Here is a 21870-nt window from a genome sequence, read left to right as displayed (position 1 = left end):
CAAAAAAACTAAATATAATAATTTAGTTTTTCCTCAATATATATTGTTAAATTATATCTTCATATTTTAAGTCTAATTTTTGTAAAACTTCTTCAAGTATTTCCATTGGAATCGGTGTTTCAATAATATCTAAAGCTCTTTCTCTAGTTAATTCTTTTTTTCTTACTAAAGTACTTACCTCTGTTTCATGTTGTGAATAACCCCAATATTTCATGGCTAAATGTTGTGATAGAAAATTAAATGAACAATTTGTTGAATCTTTTGGCCAGCTATTGCTTGGCCTTTTAAAATCAAGTTTTTCAGTCAAAAACTCTAATATATTGCCTTCATTGTAATCAATATATTGGAATGGATTAACTTGAGCTATATGACTATAGTTTTCATACAAATAAAGAGCTAAATTATTAAGAATATCAAGGGTATCTTTAAGCCCAGGTGATTTTTCGATTTCACTATTTGCATTTTCATCAGATTCATTAAAGATCCAAAATAATTCTTCACTCTTTGCAAATTCTTGTCCCTTCGTATATCCACCAATGAGCATTTTGATATGATATCTATCAGCAACTTCTCGAACATATACGTCTAAAAGCGCATGACAAACACGGCAATAATATACTTCCTTTTTCTTTACAAGCAAATATTTGAAGATTTCTTTAAATTTGTTCACTTTATATATAACCAAATCAATTCCTAAAATATCTGTAGCACTTTTAATGTTATGAAACATTTCGTCTAAAGAAAATCCATTATCAATGAAAATCGCTAAAGGATTCAGATTCAATTCATTCTTAGCTATGTATAGTGCCATTATGCTGTCCTTACCCCCTGAAACACCTACAGCACAATCATATTTTCCACGTCCATCACCTTTATGTTTATTAATCTTCTTGATTAAGTCTTCATAACCTCCCACCTGCTTTTCTTCCTTAGATAAAATCTTTGTTTCATCAAAACGATTACATACATTGCATACTCCTCCCTCATCGAAAGCCACATGGCCTTCAACTTGTGGCATAACACATTTAATACATCGTTTCATAAAATTACCCCCCATTTTAATGCAACTAAGTTTAAATGTTAAACAGCTTTGAAAGGTCCTTACTATCAACATTAAACTCAATATTTTTCGGATAAGCAATTGAGCACATATATTGCCCCATCTTAAATGATCTTATTTTATATTGCGCAAAAAATTTGAAATCACATATTGCATAATCTTCTTCCACTTGTATTTTACTAATTTCAAAAATACTGAAAGGAGTCATCAAACCAGTCTTTAAAGCTTTAGATAAGGCTTCCTTCGCTGTCCAAAAAAGTGTCAGCCCACGATTATAATCATATGGTAGTGATGCTAATATTTCTTTTTCTTCTATCGTAATTTCATTTTCTAAAGTTTCCCGATTATCCTCGTCAATTATTTCAATATCTAATCCCATTACAAATCTTTCATGGTATGCAATAGCTCCTCCAAAATCCCCACTATGTGATATACTGATTTGAAGATTTTGATTTTGAGGGCCAAATATAATTGGCTGATTAAAAACCCCTTTTCCTATCGTAATACTCTCTACATTCTCATCCTCTAGATATTCTGAAATAGCTCTTTTTGCACAGTATCTTCCCATAACATAGCTTTTTTGCCTTTTTTCATATTTTAATGAAGAATAATACTCCAGTTCTTCCTTATGAAAAAGTTTTCTTGCATGATCATAATGGCTATTATTATTAAAATTACAAATACAAATAATTGCTTTATATTCATTATCATTAAATTTTATTGTTACTTTTTTAACAATGGCGTTTGGGAATGCCTCTTTTACCATCTCGTCTCTCCATATAAATTTTTAGCATTCATCTGTAAATACTCTAAAATTTTATAGTTTTTCTTTCATACATAGCAAAATCGATATAAATCGTCAATAATTAATGTATAAACGACATCTATAGCCACATAAACTAACAGATATCCTCAAAAAAACCACCTTTTCATATTATCATTACTTAAAGCAAATGTCTATAATCTAAATTGACTATTGAGTTTATTTTTATAAAACCACAGATTAAATATGCAATAAATACTCTTACCAGCAAATAGATTTTCTTCAATATGTTCCGAAAGAAGTATTTGCTCAATTTATTATATTCCTACAATATTATTTGAAACTAAAAACCTTCTTCACGAATTTTTGCTTTAAAACATAAGGTTCTATCTATTGCATATCCTCTATGTTCAAGCGTGTGCAATGCAGTTTGTAAGAATAATCGTTCTTGGGGATCAATATACTTCCCTTTTCAAGACGAAATATTGAAAAGCAAAGGATTAGACTCATCGACATCGTGAATAAACCCGCCATACTTGCGAAAACTCTTCCTCTTTTCCCCTTTTTTAAGGTGAAAATAGTCATTATAATATCCTCGATCTCTTTATATTTCAGTGATTCCATCTTTTCCATATTAGATTCTCCCAAAATTCATTTAAGGTTGAGGCCATGGATACCCGTCACTTAGATCAATAATTGCAATATCATCATCCAATAATACCTCGTTATTGTCTCTTATCAATCCTTACTATATCCATAGCCTTCTTAGTTTTTAAATTCATAAATTTACTCTTAATTAGAAACCTCTGCAATCATATTTCCTTCATGAATAAAATCTGTCTTTATCTTTATCTTTTTAATTTTCTTTTTCTCTCTCTTTTTTTCTCTCTCTCCATCTTTACAAAAGCACCCTAAACGTTTATCATCGTCTTTATTTTTCTGAACCTCAGCCTCCTTTTTCTTAACTTCTAGTGAACTGTTTCTGGAATAATCACCATATTTATTTTTAATTTCATCCATTGTCATCGTAGTTAATGACTTCCTATCCACTTTTTTATTCATTGTTAGGGGAATTTCATTTAAATAAATAAAATACCTTGGTATCATATATGTTGGCAATACTTCTTTCATTCTTTCATATATTTTCTTATTATTAGGATTTTCACAATTTTTTTTAGCTAAAACAAATGCATATAAGCCTTTTAAGCCAGCCTTGTTGTATTCTCTTAAAACTACTACCGCTTTATCAATCTCCGGTTGTTGCTTAAGAACGGTTTCTATTTCCTCTAATTCTATTCTAAATCCTTTTAGTTTAACTTGATTATCAATTCTTCCTAGCCATTCAACATCTCCGTCAGAAAGGAATTTAACAAAGTCACCTGTTTTATATATTCTGCTGCTCTTCACTTGTTCAAAGGGGTTAGAAATAAACCTTTCCGCTGTCAAATCTTTTCTGTTAAGATAGCCTCGCGCAAGACCATCTCCACCGATATATAGCTCTCCAGCTGTTCCCTCTGGTACAGGATTCAAATTCTTATCTAACACATAGTACTGGGTATTATATACAGGATGTCCTATCGTAATATTAGTTGATTTAATATGACTAATTGATGACCAAATAGTTGCTTCTGTTGGGCCATATATATTCCAAAGTTCATTACAACGAGGAATAAGCTTCTCAGCAAGTTGTGGGTTCATTGCTTCTCCACCACAGTAGATTTTTAAAGGCAGTTTCTTTTCCCAGCCTACTGTAACTAACATATCCCAAGTGGCGGGAGTTGCTTGAATTGCAGTTGCCCAATTATTCTCTATTTTCTCCAATAAAAGATATGGATTACGTTGCAATTCTGTTGGAAGTATTTCTACTTGCCCACCCCTAATAAGGTTTGCAAATAATTCACATAAGGAAATATCAAAACAAATTGTTGTAAGGGCCATAAACTTATCTTTTTCAGTAAAGCCTTGGCTTTCTACAACGAACCAAAGATAGTTTGTTAACCCCTGTTGGGTTACTTCAATCCCCTTTGGTTTCCCTGTCGTTCCGGATGTAAAAATTACATAAGCCAATCGGGCACTTGTAGATAGCTTCTTATTGTTTTTTTTGCTGCACAATCTACTTGTTTCTTCAAATATTTTCACCTTTTCGAGATCAATTTGAACCTTACTTGCATCAGTTTCTGGAAGCTTGTCTATTAAACTTGATTGCGTTATTATAAATGAAAGCTCTGCATCATCAATCATATATATCAACCTATCTTTAGGGTAAATAGGATCTAGCGGTACATAAGCACAACCTGCTTTCCAGATTCCTATAAGCACTACCAATAAATCAATCGATCTCTCCATAAACACGCCAATGAGCTTGCCTTCCTCTACCCCTTTATTATTTAAATAGTTTGCCAATTGATCTGCCTTCGTATTTAACTCCTTATAAGTCAGCTTATCCTCCTCATAAGTAACAGCAATATGACCCGGTGTTTTTAAAACCTGTTCCTCAATTAATTCATAGGTACACTTTTCTTTTGGATATTCAACATAAGTACTATTCCATTCTACAACGATTCTATTGTACTCCTCTGTTGATAGAATATTGGTTTTCATAATAGGGACACTTGGATTTAATGCTATTTCATTCAGAAAAATTGGTAGCCTATTTAATAAGTTTCTCGTTTTTTCTTTGTCATATTTATTGCCTTTGAAAACTATGTAACAATCCATATTTATATCATCTATTACAAACACTAAATCTTCATCACTCTTCAAATTTTTATTTAAATCTCCCCAATGCTCAATAATTATATTTATTTTATATGCTTTCCCTTCTTCATTTGCTACAAATAATTTTGGTAGTCTATAAATCATTTCGTTGGCATAAGTGTTTTTCTGTTTGATATTATCGAAGTAACGAATCATTTTAGCGAATAAAAATTCTAAACTTTCCATGCCGTCTACTTCATAAGACTGACTTTCTCCAATTCTAGCTATAAATGCACTTATAGCTAGAAAAATATATTCCGCTTTACTTAAACTGAGCTCCAAATTATCCACATAATTTATAAAGCTGTTAGGTATTTGAATAGATTGTCTGATGTTAACCTCCTCTTCGTTATTGTCATTCATTCTTAAGATATCTTGAAGTATCGGGGCTTCAAGTTTTAGCGAGGAATTCTTTTCATCTATATTCATACGCTTACCTCCCCATGTGACAATTCATTTATCTATACTCTTAATTACCCATTTGTAAGGCGCTAAATCATTTTACACAATAGTCTTTGTTAATAGATAATTTGTCATTTATTTTCTCATTTTTTCTACAATTTGCTGTCCATATTTTTCCAAAAAAGGATTATTATGTAAAACCGTATATGTTGTATTACATACATTATCAAATTTAATTCAAAAGTCAACCGTACATGAACAAACGACACCTATATCCGCACAAACGACAAATGTCATGTGACATAGTCGTAGGTAAGTTATAGGTGTCGCTTTAAAAACCTTTATTTACTTTTTGCTACTAGTTTGTTACATTAACTCTAAAATTTGCTCCATCTTCATACCTCTTGAACCCTTAATTAACACAATATCACCAGAAATTAAGTATTCCTTTAAAAATTGTACAATTTCTAAATGGGAATTGAAAATTTTATACTTGCTTTGATCACCAATCCCTTTAGCGACATCAATTGCATTTTCACCAATGATCATACTAAAATCTATACCTGTTTCCGCACATATCTTGCCCACATCATAATGCGCTGAGCTTGCCATTTCGCCTAGTTCAAACATATTACCAATAATAGCGATTGCTCTATTTCCCTTTGATATACTGCTAAGCACCTGTAGGCCTGCTTTCATAGAATCTGGGCTTGCATTATAAGAATCATCAATAAATTTAATACCATCTTTCTCAATTATATTTAATCTCATTTTTTCAGGTTGATACGCTTGAATTCCCCTCAGTATTTCTTCAGGACTCATTCCTAGTTCAATCCCACAAGCTATACCAAACAACACATTGTGCACATTATGTTTACCAACTGCAGGAATATGAACATCATATTCTTTGTTTTCTAACATCAACTTAAAGCTGACACCCTCTTCACCACAGTCCACTACCTCATAAGCCATATAATCAGCAGGGGTGTCTACGCCTACATAAACTATCCTTTTGGTAATATTTCTATCAACCTTTTGTAGTAATGAATCGTTCGCATTTAGTATTAATAGCCCATTATCCTTAAGTCCTTCAACAATTTCTAACTTTGCCTGTAAAATATTTTCCCTAGATCCTAATCTTTCAATATGTGATATCCCAATGTTAGTAATAACTGCAATTGAGGGCTTTGCAATATGCGCTAAAGTACTGATTTCCCCAAGGCCTCTCATGCCCATCTCCACAACTATTGCATCATGGCTTTCTTCTAATCCAAGTATTGTCATTGGCATACCAATATGGTTGTTAAAATTTCCTTGGGATTTGTGAATATGATAGCTAGCTGATAAAATAGTTGCTATCATGTCTTTCGTACTTGTTTTGCCGACGCTACCCGTGACTGCTACGACAGGTTTTGCTAACTTTTCTCTGTAGTAGGTAGCAAGTTGCCACATGGCTTTAAGCGTATCCTCTACCAGTATGATAGGAACACCTAAAACTTTTTCAATTGGTCTCGAAACAATTGCTAAGGCAGCGCCCTTACTAATTGCTGCCTCAACATAATTATGTCCGTCATAGACTTCTCCAGATAATGCTATATATAAATCGCCTTTTTCTACTTTTCTGCTGTCTGTACATACTCTACAAATATGCATTTCTTGTTCAATAGTACACTTACCACCAACGGCAGCTATCACTTCTTTTATAGAAATACTTTCCATGAAAATCCTCCCTACAGAATTAGAATAACATCCATTATAATGACTACCTCTGACTAAATGGATGTAGCAAGCTGAGCTTCTCTATCATATCTTTCAATCGCGTATTGAATGAGTCGATCAATTAATAATGTATAAGAGATACCAGTTGCTTCCCATAGCTTTGGATACATACTTATTTTCGTAAATCCGGGTAGCGTGTTCACTTCATTTATAAGAATTTCCTCTTGCTCTGTTACAAAGAAGTCAACTCTTGTTAAGCCTTCACAATAAAGCGCTTTAAAGGTCTTTACTGCAAGTTCTTGAATTTTCTTTATGGTATCATCCTTTAATTTCGCAGGGATTTCTAAGCCTGCTCCATTTTCGTCTAAATATTTCGCTTCATAAGAATAGAAATCATGGTTACTCTTAACTTCACCTGGAAGTGATGCCATAGGCTTTTCATTTCCTAAAACTGAACACTCTATTTCCTTGCCAACAATATTGGTCTCTATTATAAGCTTAAGGTCAAACTTAAAAGCCTCTGTAATCGCTCGTTCAAATTCTTCCTTACTATTGATTTTACTAATACCAACTGAAGAACCTAGACTAGCAGGTTTTACAAAAAATGGAATACCTAAGGAAGTTTTTGCCTCTTCATAGGTTGGATTTAGTACATCGTCTATATATTTATTCATTACCAAATACTTAGCACTTGGAATCTGGCAGTCTTTTAAAAGTCTTTTCATTACTTCTTTATCCATTCCTACCGCTGAGCCCAGCACACTAGGTCCTACAAAAGGAATGTTCATAAGCTTAAGTAACCCTTGCATTGTTCCGTCTTCACCGTATGGCCCATGAAGAATTGGAAAAATAACATCAAGCTTTTCAATGTGATTATTCCCTTCTATATCAATAAGCTGGCTTCCCTCAGAACCTGGTACAAGGGCTAAAGGATGATTACCAGTTACACAGCCTTCGTTTGTAATTTGCGGGTTTATTAGCCATCTTCCATCCTTCGAAATACCAATCATGATGACATTGAATTTATCTTTATCGATTGCATCGTATACATTTTTAGCTGATTGTACGGAAACCTCATGTTCTACGGATCTACCGCCAAAAAGGATACCTACATTAATTTTCTTACTCATAACAAACCTCCACTATTATATTGAATTCTTATGTATCACTTTTTCTACTCGAAAAGTAATCTATGAACAGTATAGACCTATGTTTATAGAATTGCAATTACATTATTCTATATCATTAAAATTGCATTTAACATTAAATACTGTGTGTTTTATAATGTAGTTATCTCTATCTCAATATGATCGCCTAGTACATGCGCTACGTTTAAGGATATCACTAACGCTACCTCAGTATAATAATACTTCGCATTCTTATTGCTTAATTGGCTAATCAACTCTTCATTAGAATATTTGTTTAACTCATCTTGAACAATAACGTCCTCAAGGGAAAAATCTGTTGTATAAGGCATATATGTACCGGATTTAAGATGCTCGATGAAATTATCGTCTATGCTGTATACGTCACTTAAGGTCTGTATTTTTTCTTTCGTAATATTAACGTTGGTGGTATGTATTAAATTGTTTGGATATGCTGCACCTTCACTACTAGCTATGCCTAAATATTTTATACTAATGAAGTCTGGCATTTGTAATGTGATTTGATAATCTAACTGTAAATTAAGCGGACTTTCGCCACTATATTCATCTAGGATATTTAGTACGTCCTTCTTAATTAATTCATTTATCTTTTCCTGTTTATCTTTATTACTCAAGCCCTCAACATGCGGATAATGAATTCGGATGTCACCCTCACTAAACGTCGCTTTCGTGATTTCATATTCTTCAGCGTCTAGTAAATCATCTTCACTTAGATTGTCCTCATCTTTCTCTTCTCTGTCTTTGTTGTCTTCTTCCTCGTTGTCATTCTCTTCTTTATCTTCATTCTTTTCCTTTGATGAACTCGTTTTCTTCGTAGATCCTGAGGAGTCACGTTCGATTAGACTATCACACGCTACGAATGTAACTATCAACATGATAACAACCATGAAACAAATACCTTTTTTTGTAATATATTTCCCTTTCATAATTAAATCCCTCCTTTTTTATAAACAATACTTATTTTATTATATCTTACGACCTAGTTTTTTCCAACTAAATCATTTTTATTTAGCTACACAACCAATTGTCCTTTCTTATTCGCTACTTGTATCTTTGCTTCTACCCCCGAATTAAACTCTAAATAATCCTCTTCAATGCCATCACTAAAAATACATCCATTTTCTGGCATTTGGGATTGAATAATCAAGGGTGTTTTATGATTGATTTTACCAAAAACAATATTAGTACCTGTTCTTTTACTAGGATATGGCTCTCTAACAGTAAAGATAAGCTCGTCAGTATCCCAAGGCAATCTAGTATCCAGTACAGAGCTCTCTGTTTTCATATTCATAAAAACATCCATTGTTCTAGCCGCTCCAGCAACAACACTTTTTAACCATCCCGTTGAGCCTAATCCGGTTGATACTATGATACCACTCGAAGATTGCTCTTCTTCATTATGCCCTACTCTTAGACTATATCTAGCGGAAACATGAGTCCTCTGTCCAATAAATAAATCATTCACACCATATAATATTTGACCATTATTTAAAACCGCCTGCGCCATCGAGATTTCTTTGATTGTACGTCTACCTTGGGTCAAGTCATTCAGTATTTTTTGAATATCCTTCACTTTAAATGGCAACAAGATACCATCCCATCTATTGGAGTCTGGATTAATAGCAACGACTGGTTGACCTTGTAAGTATTTTAATGTATTCGCAACAAGTCCATCTTGTCCTAAGACAATGATAATATCCTTCTCGTCAAAAAGATAATTAGGTACATATTCTCGGCTTAATACTTGAACTCTTCCCAGCTTTATTAAAATCTCTTGGCAGGACTTTAGCGCAAGCTGATATACTTTATCTTCCATCAAGTAATCATCAAAATCTATGCCCATATGTTCAATATAGAATTTAGCTTGATCTACTGTATTGTATTTTATAATTAAATCTTGTAACCGTGTATTGCGTTTCACTAAAATGTATTTTTGACTCACATTATTCATGAATTCTCCCCCTCTCCTTTACGCCATTTCTTTTTCACTATAAGCTCTTTACGAATGAGTTCTTATTTGCTACGCATCAATCCCTGTAATAATTCAGGAGACATATTAAATTCACCAATTTTAGCTGCGTTGCCAGCAAGCTCTTGAAATGCAACAGCAATCAGTTGACTAGAATCCATTCCTACACTAGCAAGTGCCTTTATGGTACTACTATCAACACTATTTATTACTTCCATGCTCTTAGCTATTTCATATATTCTCGCATCGGCTTTAATCTTAGCGTTTTCAACTTCTGAGTTTACAAGGGCTTTTCTTTTGTCTTCTTGGGCAATTTCAAATTGGAGCTGGGCTTCCTCTAATTCATTTTTCTTCACCTGCAATAACTTTTCACTTTCAAGTTGAGCGTCTAATATCTGCATCTTTTTTTCTTCTATCGCTATTTCTGTACTTAACTCGTTTTCTTTAATAATACGTTCTTGTTCTATTGCCGCATTTCTTCGGACATATATTGCTTCATCAGCTTTCTTAAGAATTGCTTCTCTCGCATCTGCCTCAAGCGCTCTGGAGGTTTCCTTATTAGGTAAAATTGCAAGGATTGCAGCACTTAGAACCTCTATACCAAAACGCTCTATTTCTCCATTTTGTACCAATGCCTTCACCATTGTATCTGCAAGTACCTCACTAGATTGAATCGCTTCCCTTAGCGACATTTTTTCAATTTGCCTCTTTGTTTGTACTCTTACAATGTTAACAATTTTTTGTGGTAGCTTAATAGAATCCTCAGAAATATAACAGCTTTTTTTAAAGTTATAGCCAAAATTCATCAATCCAGCAATTTTCTTTTGATCAGCTATTCGATAAGAAATTTCTCCTTGAATTGTAATACTTTGAAAGTCCGAAGTGATTTCTTCAAATATAAAAGGAACTTCTTTACTCCCTACAGGTACAACTACCATTGACGTTGTTGGTCCATAATAGGTAAATGAAAGTCCTGCTCCTTCCTTGATCAGCTTCCCTTTGGCGTACCTCATAACATATTCATTTGGTTGAAATTTAATAAACCTAAATCCAAACATAAAATCACATCCTTTTTAACTTTATATTTTTTCAATCACTATAAAGCAAGTACTGTCTGGCAATGCCGTTCTTACATGATCTTCATTAAAAAACTCTATCTTAGAGGACAACGCCACAGTATAACCTTGTTGTAAATAATGTTTTTCTTCAATGACCTTTGCAGTACTGCCTAAAGCACCTTGAATAACTGTAATATACTCTGAAGGAGTAAAGTAACCAAACTGTTCATTTATTTCGTGAACATAGGAAGCATCTCCCCACGTATAGGTATATAGAAACTCCATTGCATCATTTACCGGCATTAACACCATGTTATGTGCAATTATCTCAAATTGGATGTTTCTACCCTTAAAATCCCTCTTATACTTCTTTAAAAATTGCAACCCTTCTTCAGATAAAAATCGTATCATTCGTTTTTGGTCACTGGGTTCAGTCATAATGCCATCACGGATAATGATTCGTCCTCCTGTTGGGATGACATTGAATGCACTCTTTAGTGCAGCAATCACCGTATCTTTATGAAAGCGTTCGCCTTCGTAAGGGATATAAGAAAACAATTCATGTAAAATCGAGCAAAAGATCACCGTATCCACGGAACCCCTTTCAAAATATTGCTCTAACTCCAATGCATCCCCATACTGAACCTCCCAGGACTTGCCCTCAATTTGCTTTCTCTTCTTCAGATTATCTAAAACATTTTCTGAAATATCTACACCTATGACTTGTTTTGAAGGATGCTTTTTCTCTATAAGGTCCATTAACGCACCCCCACCAGGGCCAATGTCTACAACTTTTTGTCCAACTATGTACTCTAAAATAATCGCTTTATAATCTATGGATTGATTCATAGTTTGCAAATAAGCTTCCTCCTCATAAAATCGGTCGTAGGCATCTCTTCTTAAATCAAATAAATCATATAATAAAATAATTGCTTTCTCATATAATACATCTGCTTTCTCAGCTTCTTCACAAAACTGAATGAGTTGATCTGCCGCTGGTGAAAATTGAAATTCAAAAAACAACATATATGGATTGTTAAATTCCTTGATCATGCAATGCTTTACATGTATATTAGAATGATCAACTTTCCCAATCAGTAATTGCTCAATTTCAAACTCTTTTAAATAGTTTTCTATGATTCTTTTCTTATACAAATTCAATTTTTTTTCATTATTACGATCATAGTAAAGTGAATTCATTAGTTTTTCAAAACTTAAGTGAATGACAGAACCTTCGTTTATATTAAGCTCCTTTGAAATCAAAAGTAATATTTTTATAAATTCCTCAAAGGAAAAGTCATGAAGTGCTGCTTCTACATACCAGATTTCACATCTATTGATTACTGCCTCTATTTTTGAAATAAGTTCAGGATTTTCATGCATATGTATCCATTGGGTGTTAAAATCTTCTCCATTTTGAATGGAGGATTTTCTTAATGCTTTTAGACGTTCTAATGTTGTCATCCCACAATCCCATTGCCTGGTTAGAATTAAATCAATTGTAGTATCAACCTGTTCTGAAAGCTCTTCCCAAAGCTTTGGTGAAACTCCACCAATGATGCATTCATTAAAGAACATTAGTAACTTCTTATACTCTTTAACATCCAACTTAAACTTTTCCATACACTCCACTAATGGTTGATTACTAATCAGAGATGTCTCACCACGTAGATATTGACCAATTAGGCCATGGGTCAATATGAGTGTTGAGCAAAGCTCTTGAATCGGTGTATAATCTACCTCCGTATCTAATCCAAACTGTTCCCTGTATATCTTACAAGAACCAATATTATGAGCAAATAAACAAAACCCTTTATTGATCCAAGCTTTCCTCGTATGATACATCCCCGTTTTAGCTACTTCGCACCATGAAAGTGCAATTTCTAATATTTCTTTTGAATCCACCTTAAATAGCTTTCCTTCAAGCTTTATGGAACTTAGAATCCTTAATGTACGTTTGACATATTCTAGCGTATACTTCTTTACAGCTGCTATACGCTCAACTCTCTCCAGATTAACATTTTCTTCACAACTAAAGGCTAGATGTAGCAACCACTTTTCTTCTTTTAATATTGCAAAGTTGCCCTCCTCATATTTTAAAATTGCTTCTAATCCTCTCATTTTTGCCTCCTAGTAAAATATACTTTCATCTAAATTGTTATATTTAAATAATTTTGCTGGTCTATGCCCTGCATCTTTCTGCATCTGATTTGTTTCAAGTACCTTTTCTTTTATTTTCCTTCTAAAATTAGCTGTTAATAACTCTTCTCCTAAAATTACTTCGTAAACCTGTTGTAACTCGGTTAGAGTAAAGACTTGAGGCATAAGATTAAAAATAATATCCGTATAATCAATCTTTGATTTTAAACGTTCAAATGCATAATAAAGTATAATCCCATGATCAAAAGCTAACCCGTTTGAGTCAATCACCTTCCGTTCAATATTCAGGCACTGATCCACTTTTTCTTTAGATATTTCAATAATCACAAATATCTCCTCGCTTTTTGACTTCAACCTAATTTGAATACGTCTTTCCATTCGGTAACCATTTGCCAAATAGGTAGTCTTTTCTTCTAAAATCGTATATTCTACCGCAAACCACTGTGCTTCTACCGCATCATCTGCTGCCCTAATTGAGTGCACTCCTGCTGGAACAAGCGCTAAATAAGACGAACTGATTACTCTTGTTCTAGGATCTCTATCAACATCTCCCCATGTATATAATTGTTCAAGGTATAACTTATCTAAATTTGTTTCTTCTTTTAGCTCTCTATAAGCTGCATCCTCAATACTTTCATTCATATGCACGAAACCACCCGGCAACGCCCATTCTCCCTTATATGGATGTTCTCCTCTTTTTATTAACAATATATTTAGTTCCTTTTGATTAAGTTTACGATAATTATGGACAGCTTCTTCCATAACCGTCATTACCACGATATCTACGGTAACCGAAGGCCTTTCATATCGTGTAGCATCATAGCTATGAATAAATTCTTTTTCTTCTAAATTAACTTCTTTATGTTTCATAATAATTCACACCCACCTCTTATTATCATTCTGATATTATCATTATAATCATTTGGTTTCCTATTGTCAATTATTAATTCTATTAAATGATTGGTTTGAATTTTTTATTTATGGGAATTATTGTTGGAGGGCTTCCCGTGCTCTATAGAAGGTCTACTTCAACGGGAAAAAGCTTCATTGCAATCTTTCTATTGGGAAGAGCAGAACGGATGGATTAACTACAAAAAGGGCTTATGCCCTTTTCATATGCTTTCTTATGCAATATTCATTGCTTTAGCAAATTCTTTAATATTGTTCTCTAGAATATTCGAATAGTCTTTATCTAGCTTTGCAACCTTCTTAATGATCGTTCTTTCAAGAAAACCCATTTTATTAAAAATCACTTCACCTCCGAAATTATCTTTTGCTGAAGCCTTATCTAATAATTCTGATGAAAAAACTAAATCTAATTGGTTCTTTCCTTTTTCACCTTCTGTCATTCCACAGATAAAATATCCTGTTTTCTTGTTTTTTAATAGCTCTTCATTCTTTGAACAAAATTCCTTGATTTGTTTTTGAATTGTCCCTGCATAAATGGATCCACCAACAATAATTTTGTCAAAGGATTCCGCATCAGCTACTTGTTCCTTCTTAATATTTCGAAGCACTACAGTACCTTCTAGCCCTTCCGCTAATAGCTTTGCACACTTCTCAGTGCTTCCATGTTTCGTTGCATATACTATTAATACTTTCATCTAATGATCTCCTTTAAAAATATACTCATAAAAATATGTAACACATTACTTATCTCTATATTATATGTATTATATATTCCTGTTATTGTCAAGCATTTTTCGCCAGTTTCTTTGTCTCCCCTCGCTTAACCTTAATTTCACATAAGCTCCATATAATAACGGGCATAATTACTTGAAATGGAAGTGCATAAAATTTATAATATATAAATGCCCATTCTTGCATTTCCATAATACTATCATAGATTATTAGGGATAAGCTCAGCATAATTAGCCCTATTGGTGTAACTAGGGTTCTATATTGTGTAATATTAAGTACTCGTGCCACTCCATTACTTACTGCTAATAAGCAAATACTAATTTTAATGAAACCCGCAAATAAAAACACTACCGAAACAAGTATTTCTATTCTTTGAAGAAACTCTCCAACATTGATTAAGCTAACCGCAGCATATGAGGGAAAGGCGGTATTGGTAATAAATTCATGCCCTACTACTACTATGTTTCGTATATTAATAATAAGAACTATCAAGCCGCCGATTAATATACTTTTTAGATAAATCATATAATAGCCTTTTTGATCCTTTGCACCACTTAAGATCATCATAAATACAACTGTTTCTGCAAACGGAAACGAAAATACAGAAAACGCTGCCTTTGTTATTGGTCCAAAGCTGTTGTACATAATAGGTCTAATATTAGTCCAATCTGCCATTTTCAAGGATAATATAATAGTAGTTAAAATTATTGCTAGAAGTAGGGGCAAAACGAATTGTGACCATCTACCCAATACTTCGATACCTTCCTTTACCCCCCATATGCAGAGTAATACTAAGATTAACGCCGAAACAAGTTCAGGAGTTTCGAGTAAAGCGACAACTTTCATAAACTCTGAAAAATTTCGGATAACTAATACTCCTAAATGAAATGCATACCAAATAAATAGCAAGGAAACTACTTTTCCTACATACTTTCCCAAAATTAATTCTAATATTTGAAATAAATCCTTGCCTGGAAATAACCATAGTATTCTCGAATATATTAAAACAATCATTATAGCAACTGCTGTAGCAGTTAGGATTGCTATCCATGAATCTTGTTTTGCTTCTGCACCAACTCCGAGTACAAGTGTGCTTCCCATTATAAACAAAATCATTAAGCAAATTACTTGTTTATTAGTAACAATCTCTTTTTCCATATTTCTCCTTACTTTTATTACTACTCTTTTCCAATTAAATAACTTACTATATTTTTTAACGGCTTGGCTGGGCTTGGAATATCTATTCCCATTTCAATTGCAATACTAAGTGTAATTGCTATAATTATTAACCCAATATAAATTAAATTTGATTTTTTATTTCTTTGTTTATAAATTGGCATAAAATCTAACAATACAACTAATATATATAAGATTAATATCAAGATAACCATATCAATATCCCACCTTTATAGGCTTTCCTTGGATTCCACTATTCTTTATTTGCATATCTACATCTACATCTATTTCTACTAATAAAAATATTGCGTCCCAATTTTTATTAAATTGTTCCCATAAATCAGGTCTTTTTACTCTGATTGCCTTTCCAAATTTAAAAACATCGCTTCCACTTTGTTTCTGTACTTTATTAATTAATTCTGTAACCTCATTTTTAATTTTCTTCTCTGCTACATTTTTTAATTTTTTCATTCCTTCTTCACTACTAAAATCCTCTAAGCCCATGTTCTCACCTAATACAGCCTCAGATTTAATATTTATTTTCATTATTAATTTATCTTCTGAATAATAAGGGGTGATTTTTGTTTTATTATTTAAAAGCTCTAAGGTTACCTTCGTTTTCTTATCTTCATATAGGTCTTCAATAACTAGTAACCCATCTTTTATTTCATCTCTAACAAAAAGAAGCATATGTGCATCTTCTCCATTTAGATATCCTATTAACTTTTGACCTTTAAAAATTCCAGCGCCACTAATTTCAAGCTTTACATTATCTTTTTCATATACCTCATGTATTATAGGTAAAATACCTGCCTCATCCTCGGCTGATACTTGATTTATGAATTGCCATAAGTCAACCTTTGGAGCAATAGGCAAATTTTCTTGTGAAACTAATAAGGTATCTGAAATTTTATAAGAAAGAATTTCCGATGCATTTTTCTTACATGCAAATACTTCTGAGGCTTTGTCTGAAGAAATCAATATGTCAATATCATGCCTAGTTTCTTCTTGACGATTCATCACATCAATTACTGATAATATCCCACTCTCTGCTATATCCTTACTAATGATTAAAACCTTTGTATGGCTGAAGTAAAGCTTTCTCCCTGGGTCTTGTAATAAATTTCTAATTGCATCAAAAATAGTATCACCTTCTGTAGAGATAATTTGAGTGTTCGTTGTATTTTCTTTACCGCCTTTAATATCTAAGATTTCTGTTGTAACTAAATATTTTTTGGTTTCCTTATTATAGTCTATAGCTACGCCTGCAACAATACCTAGCTTTTCAACTTCTCTATAATTCCAGCAGCCTGTAAACGTTATAAGTAATATTTCAGCACCAAAAATAAGTCTAAAAAAAGTATACTTTCTTTTTTCCAATACTCTTACCTCCTTATTTAGCATTTTTTCCTCGGAGCTTATTTTTTGCTCCTATTATTTGAGGACGATATTTCATATACCACCAAGGAGCCCTAATAACGGTATCTTGTAATTCCTGTGAATCTAATGAACCTAGTCCTAGCATATAAGGAACACCATAGGATCTCATACTAAATAAAATAAGTAATAGCCCAATCAAACCGAAAATATAACCGTACAAGCCTAATATAGACGCCATTATTAGAAAAATAAATCTTATTGTAATAACTGCAGCTTTAATCTTAGGAATAAGTAATCCTGTAACTCCTGTAAGTGCTACAATGATTACCATTGGTGCACTTACAAAACGTGCTTCAACTGCTGCCTGACCTAATACAAGTGCTCCAACTATACTTATAGCCTGTCCCATTGATGTTGGCATCCTTGCTCCTGACTCTCTTAATATTTCAAATACAAAAAGCATGGCAATCGCCTCAATTATTGACGGTAAAGGGACATCCTTTCTTGCTGCAGCAATACTTAGCAATAAGGTTGTGGGAATCATTTCTTGATGATAGGTAACAAGCGCTACATATATAGCTGGAACGCTAATAGTAAGTATTAAACCAATTATTCTAATAAATCTATTGATTGATCCCATAAAATAATTAAGATAGTAATCCTCATTAGCTTGAAAATATTCAATAAAAACAAAAGGCAACGTCAATACAAAGGGTGTTCCATCAACAACAATTGCTATTCTTCCCTCAAGTAGCTTGGCAGCTACAACATCTGGTCTTTCTGTACAACCTAAGGTTCTAAAGGTGCTACTTGGAGAATCCTTAATTAACTCTTCAATATAACCTGAGTCTATAACGCCATCAACATCAATTTTAGCAAGTCGTTCGAATACTTCATTAATGATTTTTGAATTTGCTAACTCTTGAAGATAACAAACGCTTACCTTCGTATGGGATCTAACTCCAATCTCTCTAAATTCAAATTTCAAATCTGGAGTTTTGAGTTTTCTTCTAATTAATGTAAGATTTACCATTATTGACTCTGTAAATCCTTCTCTTGGACCTCTAAGTACTGCTTCTGCATTTGGTTCTTCAATTGCTCTAGTTTGCCATCCCTTAGAATTAATAATTAATGTCTCATTGTAGCCCTCAAGCAGAAATACTGTATCACCAATAATGATTGAATCCACAATTTTATTTAAGTCCGAGCTTTTACTAACTTGATTTGAGCGTATTACCTTATCCTGAAGTTCTTGCAGTAAATTATTATTAGATGATCTACCTTCATTTAGATTTGAACACATTATAGCTTGAATTATATTTTCGTTAACCACCTCAGTATTTACCATACCATCAATAAATATGACTGCGCACATCATTGAATCTAAATATTTGCTGTTAAATTCCCTAACAATAAGTGTTTCGTCCTTCTCAAAAATACTTTTGATTAATTCAATATTTTCTTGAAGGCTCTTGGTAAAGTACTTTTCTATAGGCTTACTTGTTTCTTCTTTTTTAGATTTATCCATATTATCACCTAAAAACATTATCTCCAGCTAGTAGGATTTGTAGTCAAGAAAATCGGCAGCTCCAAATTTATACCCTCGTTACCTGTCGGCCGCTTTTCCAATTGTATATGTAGACCTTTCCTACTGGAACAAAAAAAAGAGCGTTCACACAACGCTCATCTACTAGGCAAAATCTCTATTCCTCAACAATTAATAGGATCTCATTTAGGCACATTTCTTTACTCTCTAAGTTTAAGTGAGTTATTTCTATCTCCTTATCTTTGGTAAAGGATGTCCAGTATGCTGGTACACAATGAACAAAGCCACATTCCTTGCATCTATAAGTGTACATCTCCATTTCTTCATCACCTTCATAAGTATTTTGTTAACTAACTATGTATCACTTTTTAGTATATCATCATCTCAACATATAAAAAAGTGGTGTAGCTTTTCTTTTAAGAAATTCTACACCACTTTATGAATGACTACTATTATTCTGCTTTCACTTCTGTAGCACCAGTAACCTTGCTCTTATCATCAATCTTGAATGTTTCTTGTAATTCTTCAGTAGCAAAGTAAACATTTCCTTCGATCGTTGCATCTACTAAATTAAAACCTGTTTCTTGAACATATACATCTCCAACAAACGTTCCACCTTGAATCTTTGTATCTTTACTCTTAACAATCATCTTAGGTGCTGTTAATGTATAAGTTGCTGTTTTGTTTCTGTCCGCATCTTGAGCATAAAGAGCTATCTTACGACCTGCCGGAACCAATTTGGTTTCGTCGTCTTTATCAGGCTTAGTATACTCGCCCTCTACAACGATATCTTCATCAATTTTTACATCTCTTACAATAGCTGCTAACCAAAATACATCTGGTCCTACAGCTTTTAAGAAAGCTTCGCCGTTATCTACGATAGATGCTGTAGTAACTACATCTGGTTGTTCTTCAGGTTCTTCTGCATCTGTGTCAGCATCTGTAGTATCTTCAACATCTGGTGTAACCTCAGGTTCATCCTTCTTTGTACACCCTACAAATAAGCTTGTTAATATTAACGCTAGTACTAAAAATAATTTTATTTTCATACAAAACCTCCATATTTTAGTTAAATTAAATGGTTACTTCTTGTAATCATACCACACTTGTATGGAAAAGTCATCCATTTAGACAAAATTATTTTATTAAACTTATAGGATTAATGGGTTTATCATTTTCTAATACTTCAAAATATAAGTGTGTACCTTCTAAGGTATAAAATTTTGATGGCTCGTTAAGATATCCAATAATAGAACCTCTCTCAACTAGATCGCCTTCTTTAACATTCATATCCTCTTGAAGTTGTCCATAAAAAGACATATATCCATTTCCATGATAAATGGTTATGCAATTTCCATGATTTTTACCCAGCTCAATCTTCTCAACGACACCATCAGCAACTGCTTTTACCTCTGAACCTACCTCGTTTGCAATATACAATCCTTTATTAATCTGATATTGATTAAGAGTTTTAAAGTATGCAGGAACAGCATCACTATATGGAATGATCACGTCTCCTTGTAAAGGCATCATCATACCTTCCTCTACTGTAAAGGATAAATTTGGCTGTTGTACCTTAATCACGGGAACAAACGCCTCAAGCTCTCCTTCTTCAATATCATTTGTAGCAACCGCCTCAATTAAATCATCTGAAACTACGGCTGTATCAAGTGGTACATCATCTGGTACTACCTCTTCATCATGAATTGTTATTTGTGGAACAACAGCAGAATTATCCACTATGACTTGCGTTTGTTCTTCAATAGGATTATCCACCAAACCTTCCTTTTGAATGGCTTCGTTTAGATTTGCAATTTCTTCATATTGCCGACCATTATTGTAAATAACGCCTACTGCTACTAATATTACCAATAAGCCCCCTAACAAGGATAAATAATATTTCCTATCAGCAATATATTCGAGTACTTTGTTTTTTTTCATAAAATTCACCTCTGGCAATAATTAATTTTATGAGAGCATGCTTTAAATGCTTCTCTAATACATTTTTATTATTACCAAATGATGGCTTAATATTCACTTCGTCAATAATTTTATTGTTCTTTAATCTCATGCAAAGCAATTATAGTAACGTCTTTATAATAATGCTGCAAAATTTCTTGATAACCTTTACCCATATTAGCAAATGCCTCCGCTCCATATTGACTCATTCCAACTCCATGCCCATATCCTTTACAAACTAGATTAACAGAATCCTCAACAAAGGAAATCGTAAAATTACTTGAAGCAATATCAAATATTTTTCTAAACTCTTCTCCTGTATAAATCTTATTTCCAACCTGCACAGATAAAATATACCCCTCTTTATTACGTTCTATAATCTGAATTTCACTTGGTAACTCTTTGCTAAAAACTATTTTAGAATCAAATTGAAGTATTTTATCTTGAAACTCCTTAAAAGCAAAGGTATATTGGTGTAAATAGGTTGGTGCATTGATATCTTCTAAGCTTTCTGCTCCCTGAAGATAAGGAATATCTTGTCCCCATAATTCCATTGCACTTCTAGTTCTACCAATACTTGTTGAGTGAAATACAGCATCTATCAATTCGTCCTGATAAATGATTACCTGTCCATTTGTTTCTTCAACTGCATCTCGAATTTTCGAATAATAAAAAGCATAGTCATTCACACCCCAAACTTCCTCGAGCTCTTTATCTGAGTAATAGTTTTGAATATCCTTTGTAAAAACTATATTTGGATCTTTATTGTATCGTTTCATGGTATAAGTTCTGGCTGTGACTGCTTGTGCTTTCAATGCTTCATCCTCAAAAAATACTGGCATCTCTGCAGCTACTACCCCGATTAAATAGGATTCTAATGGTATTTGAACCTCCCCATCACTATAATGAATGGTTACCATTGTATCTTGATTATGAATAGGACTTTTCCTAAAATCAGTTAATGTGGTAGTAATAAAAATAGGTATAAAAAAAACAGCTAAAATAATCAAGCCTTTTGAGATGATTTTTTCCTTCATATGCACTCTCCTCCCTGTACATATCTATATGCATACTTTTTATAAATTATGAAATGTCCACTCATTTCTTCATTCTA

Annotated in this window: 19 protein-coding genes; all 19 read right to left on the bottom strand. The window is 33.1% G+C overall.

The genetic code is table 11. From position 1 onward, the window contains the following. Window positions 1-46: 46 nt before the first annotated feature. A complete protein-coding gene (locus tag CVU84_08020) occupies window positions 47-1042 on the bottom strand; it encodes a phosphoadenosine phosphosulfate reductase (GenBank protein PKM94862.1) in 996 nt (331 codons plus the stop codon). A gap of 31 nt (window positions 1043-1073) precedes the next feature. Further along, complete coding sequence (locus CVU84_08015; protein ID PKM94861.1) at window positions 1074-1826, bottom strand: 4'-phosphopantetheinyl transferase; 753 nt, start codon at window positions 1824-1826, stop codon at window positions 1074-1076. 387 nt (window positions 1827-2213) lie between these two features. Continuing rightward, window positions 2214-2456 (bottom strand): hypothetical protein, encoded by a 243-nt coding sequence (locus CVU84_08010; GenBank protein ID PKM94860.1) that lies wholly within the window; start codon window positions 2454-2456, stop codon window positions 2214-2216. Between the two features lie 159 nt (window positions 2457-2615). Next, window positions 2616-5009, bottom strand: coding sequence for a hypothetical protein (locus CVU84_08005; protein PKM94859.1), 2394 nt, complete (start codon window positions 5007-5009; stop codon window positions 2616-2618). 339 nt (window positions 5010-5348) lie between these two features. Next, the gene (locus tag CVU84_08000; GenBank protein PKM94858.1) at window positions 5349-6701 is read right to left on the bottom strand and encodes a UDP-N-acetylmuramoyl-tripeptide--D-alanyl-D-alanine ligase; all 1353 of its coding nucleotides are present in this window, start codon (window positions 6699-6701) and stop codon (window positions 5349-5351) included. A 53-nt stretch (window positions 6702-6754) separates the two neighbouring features. After that, on the bottom strand, window positions 6755-7831 hold the full coding sequence (locus tag CVU84_07995) for a D-alanine--D-alanine ligase (protein PKM94857.1): 1077 nt from the start codon (window positions 7829-7831) through the stop codon (window positions 6755-6757). Window positions 7832-7980: 149 nt separating this feature from the next. Then, the gene (locus CVU84_07990) at window positions 7981-8793 is read right to left on the bottom strand and encodes a hypothetical protein (protein ID PKM94856.1); all 813 of its coding nucleotides are present in this window, start codon (window positions 8791-8793) and stop codon (window positions 7981-7983) included. 86 nt (window positions 8794-8879) lie between these two features. Further along, window positions 8880-9818, bottom strand: coding sequence for a sugar kinase (locus CVU84_07985; protein ID PKM94855.1), 939 nt, complete (start codon window positions 9816-9818; stop codon window positions 8880-8882). A 62-nt stretch (window positions 9819-9880) separates the two neighbouring features. Next, window positions 9881-10894, bottom strand: coding sequence for a membrane protease subunit, stomatin/prohibitin (locus CVU84_07980; GenBank protein PKM94854.1), 1014 nt, complete (start codon window positions 10892-10894; stop codon window positions 9881-9883). 21 nt (window positions 10895-10915) lie between these two features. Continuing rightward, window positions 10916-13015: an SAM-dependent methyltransferase gene (locus CVU84_07975; protein ID PKM94853.1), complete on the bottom strand. Its 2100-nt coding sequence runs from the start codon at window positions 13013-13015 to the stop codon at window positions 10916-10918. 9 nt (window positions 13016-13024) lie between these two features. Further along, window positions 13025-13927 carry an ADP-ribose pyrophosphatase gene (locus tag CVU84_07970; GenBank protein ID PKM94852.1) on the bottom strand — a complete coding sequence of 301 codons (903 nt, stop codon included), beginning with the start codon at window positions 13925-13927 and terminating at the stop codon, window positions 13025-13027. Between the two features lie 251 nt (window positions 13928-14178). Beyond that, window positions 14179-14658 carry a flavodoxin gene (locus CVU84_07965; protein PKM94851.1) on the bottom strand — a complete coding sequence of 160 codons (480 nt, stop codon included), beginning with the start codon at window positions 14656-14658 and terminating at the stop codon, window positions 14179-14181. Window positions 14659-14746: 88 nt separating this feature from the next. Next, a complete protein-coding gene (locus tag CVU84_07960) occupies window positions 14747-15853 on the bottom strand; it encodes a spore gernimation protein (GenBank protein PKM94850.1) in 1107 nt (368 codons plus the stop codon). A 20-nt stretch (window positions 15854-15873) separates the two neighbouring features. Further along, window positions 15874-16086 carry a hypothetical protein gene (locus tag CVU84_07955; GenBank protein ID PKM94849.1) on the bottom strand — a complete coding sequence of 71 codons (213 nt, stop codon included), beginning with the start codon at window positions 16084-16086 and terminating at the stop codon, window positions 15874-15876. 1 nt (window position 16087) lies between these two features. Next, window positions 16088-17275: a hypothetical protein gene (locus CVU84_07950; GenBank protein ID PKM94848.1), complete on the bottom strand. Its 1188-nt coding sequence runs from the start codon at window positions 17273-17275 to the stop codon at window positions 16088-16090. Next, window positions 17265-18779: a spore germination protein gene (locus tag CVU84_07945; GenBank protein PKM95009.1), complete on the bottom strand. Its 1515-nt coding sequence runs from the start codon at window positions 18777-18779 to the stop codon at window positions 17265-17267. The genes CVU84_07950 and CVU84_07945 overlap by 11 nt, the downstream gene beginning before the upstream one ends. A 470-nt stretch (window positions 18780-19249) precedes the next feature. Then, window positions 19250-19846 (bottom strand): hypothetical protein, encoded by a 597-nt coding sequence (locus CVU84_07940; protein ID PKM94847.1) that lies wholly within the window; start codon window positions 19844-19846, stop codon window positions 19250-19252. 88 nt (window positions 19847-19934) lie between these two features. After that, window positions 19935-20738 (bottom strand): hypothetical protein, encoded by an 804-nt coding sequence (locus CVU84_07935; GenBank protein ID PKM94846.1) that lies wholly within the window; start codon window positions 20736-20738, stop codon window positions 19935-19937. A gap of 110 nt (window positions 20739-20848) precedes the next feature. Next, window positions 20849-21793, bottom strand: a complete 945-nt coding sequence (gene spoIID, locus CVU84_07930) for a stage II sporulation protein D (GenBank protein ID PKM94845.1) — start codon at window positions 21791-21793, stop codon at window positions 20849-20851. Window positions 21794-21870: the final 77 nt, after the last annotated feature.

It is taken from the genome of Firmicutes bacterium HGW-Firmicutes-1 (genome assembly GCA_002841625.1).
GTDB lineage: Bacteria > Bacillota > Clostridia > Lachnospirales > Vallitaleaceae > HGW-1.
The sequence above is the reverse complement of the archived record's forward strand: the minus strand, read 5'-3'. Positions and strand labels throughout refer to the sequence as shown.

Excerpts from the sequence above, each read along its gene's own strand:
- CVU84_07960 (PKM94850.1), bottom strand. The coding sequence starts at position 15,853 with ATGGAAAAAGAGATTGTTACTAATAAACAAGTAATTTGCTTAATGATT.
- CVU84_08000 (PKM94858.1), bottom strand. The coding sequence starts at position 6,701 with ATGGAAAGTATTTCTATAAAAGAAGTGATAGCTGCCGTTGGTGGTAAG.
- CVU84_07990 (PKM94856.1), bottom strand. The coding sequence starts at position 8,793 with ATGAAAGGGAAATATATTACAAAAAAAGGTATTTGTTTCATGGTTGTT.
- CVU84_08005 (PKM94859.1), bottom strand. The coding sequence starts at position 5,009 with ATGAATATAGATGAAAAGAATTCCTCGCTAAAACTTGAAGCCCCGATA.
- CVU84_07975 (PKM94853.1), bottom strand. The coding sequence starts at position 13,015 with ATGAGAGGATTAGAAGCAATTTTAAAATATGAGGAGGGCAACTTTGCA.
- CVU84_07935 (PKM94846.1), bottom strand. The coding sequence starts at position 20,738 with ATGAAAAAAAACAAAGTACTCGAATATATTGCTGATAGGAAATATTAT.
- CVU84_07985 (PKM94855.1), bottom strand. The coding sequence starts at position 9,818 with ATGAATAATGTGAGTCAAAAATACATTTTAGTGAAACGCAATACACGG.
- CVU84_08020 (PKM94862.1), bottom strand. The coding sequence starts at position 1,042 with ATGAAACGATGTATTAAATGTGTTATGCCACAAGTTGAAGGCCATGTG.
- CVU84_07995 (PKM94857.1), bottom strand. The coding sequence starts at position 7,831 with ATGAGTAAGAAAATTAATGTAGGTATCCTTTTTGGCGGTAGATCCGTA.
- CVU84_07955 (PKM94849.1), bottom strand. The coding sequence starts at position 16,086 with ATGGTTATCTTGATATTAATCTTATATATATTAGTTGTATTGTTAGAT.
- CVU84_07945 (PKM95009.1), bottom strand. The coding sequence starts at position 18,779 with ATGGATAAATCTAAAAAAGAAGAAACAAGTAAGCCTATAGAAAAGTAC.
- CVU84_08010 (PKM94860.1), bottom strand. The coding sequence starts at position 2,456 with ATGGAAAAGATGGAATCACTGAAATATAAAGAGATCGAGGATATTATA.
- CVU84_07940 (PKM94847.1), bottom strand. The coding sequence starts at position 19,846 with ATGAAAATAAAATTATTTTTAGTACTAGCGTTAATATTAACAAGCTTA.
- CVU84_07965 (PKM94851.1), bottom strand. The coding sequence starts at position 14,658 with ATGAAAGTATTAATAGTATATGCAACGAAACATGGAAGCACTGAGAAG.
- CVU84_07980 (PKM94854.1), bottom strand. The coding sequence starts at position 10,894 with ATGTTTGGATTTAGGTTTATTAAATTTCAACCAAATGAATATGTTATG.
- spoIID (PKM94845.1), bottom strand. The coding sequence starts at position 21,793 with ATGAAGGAAAAAATCATCTCAAAAGGCTTGATTATTTTAGCTGTTTTT.
- CVU84_08015 (PKM94861.1), bottom strand. The coding sequence starts at position 1,826 with ATGGTAAAAGAGGCATTCCCAAACGCCATTGTTAAAAAAGTAACAATA.
- CVU84_07950 (PKM94848.1), bottom strand. The coding sequence starts at position 17,275 with ATGCTAAATAAGGAGGTAAGAGTATTGGAAAAAAGAAAGTATACTTTT.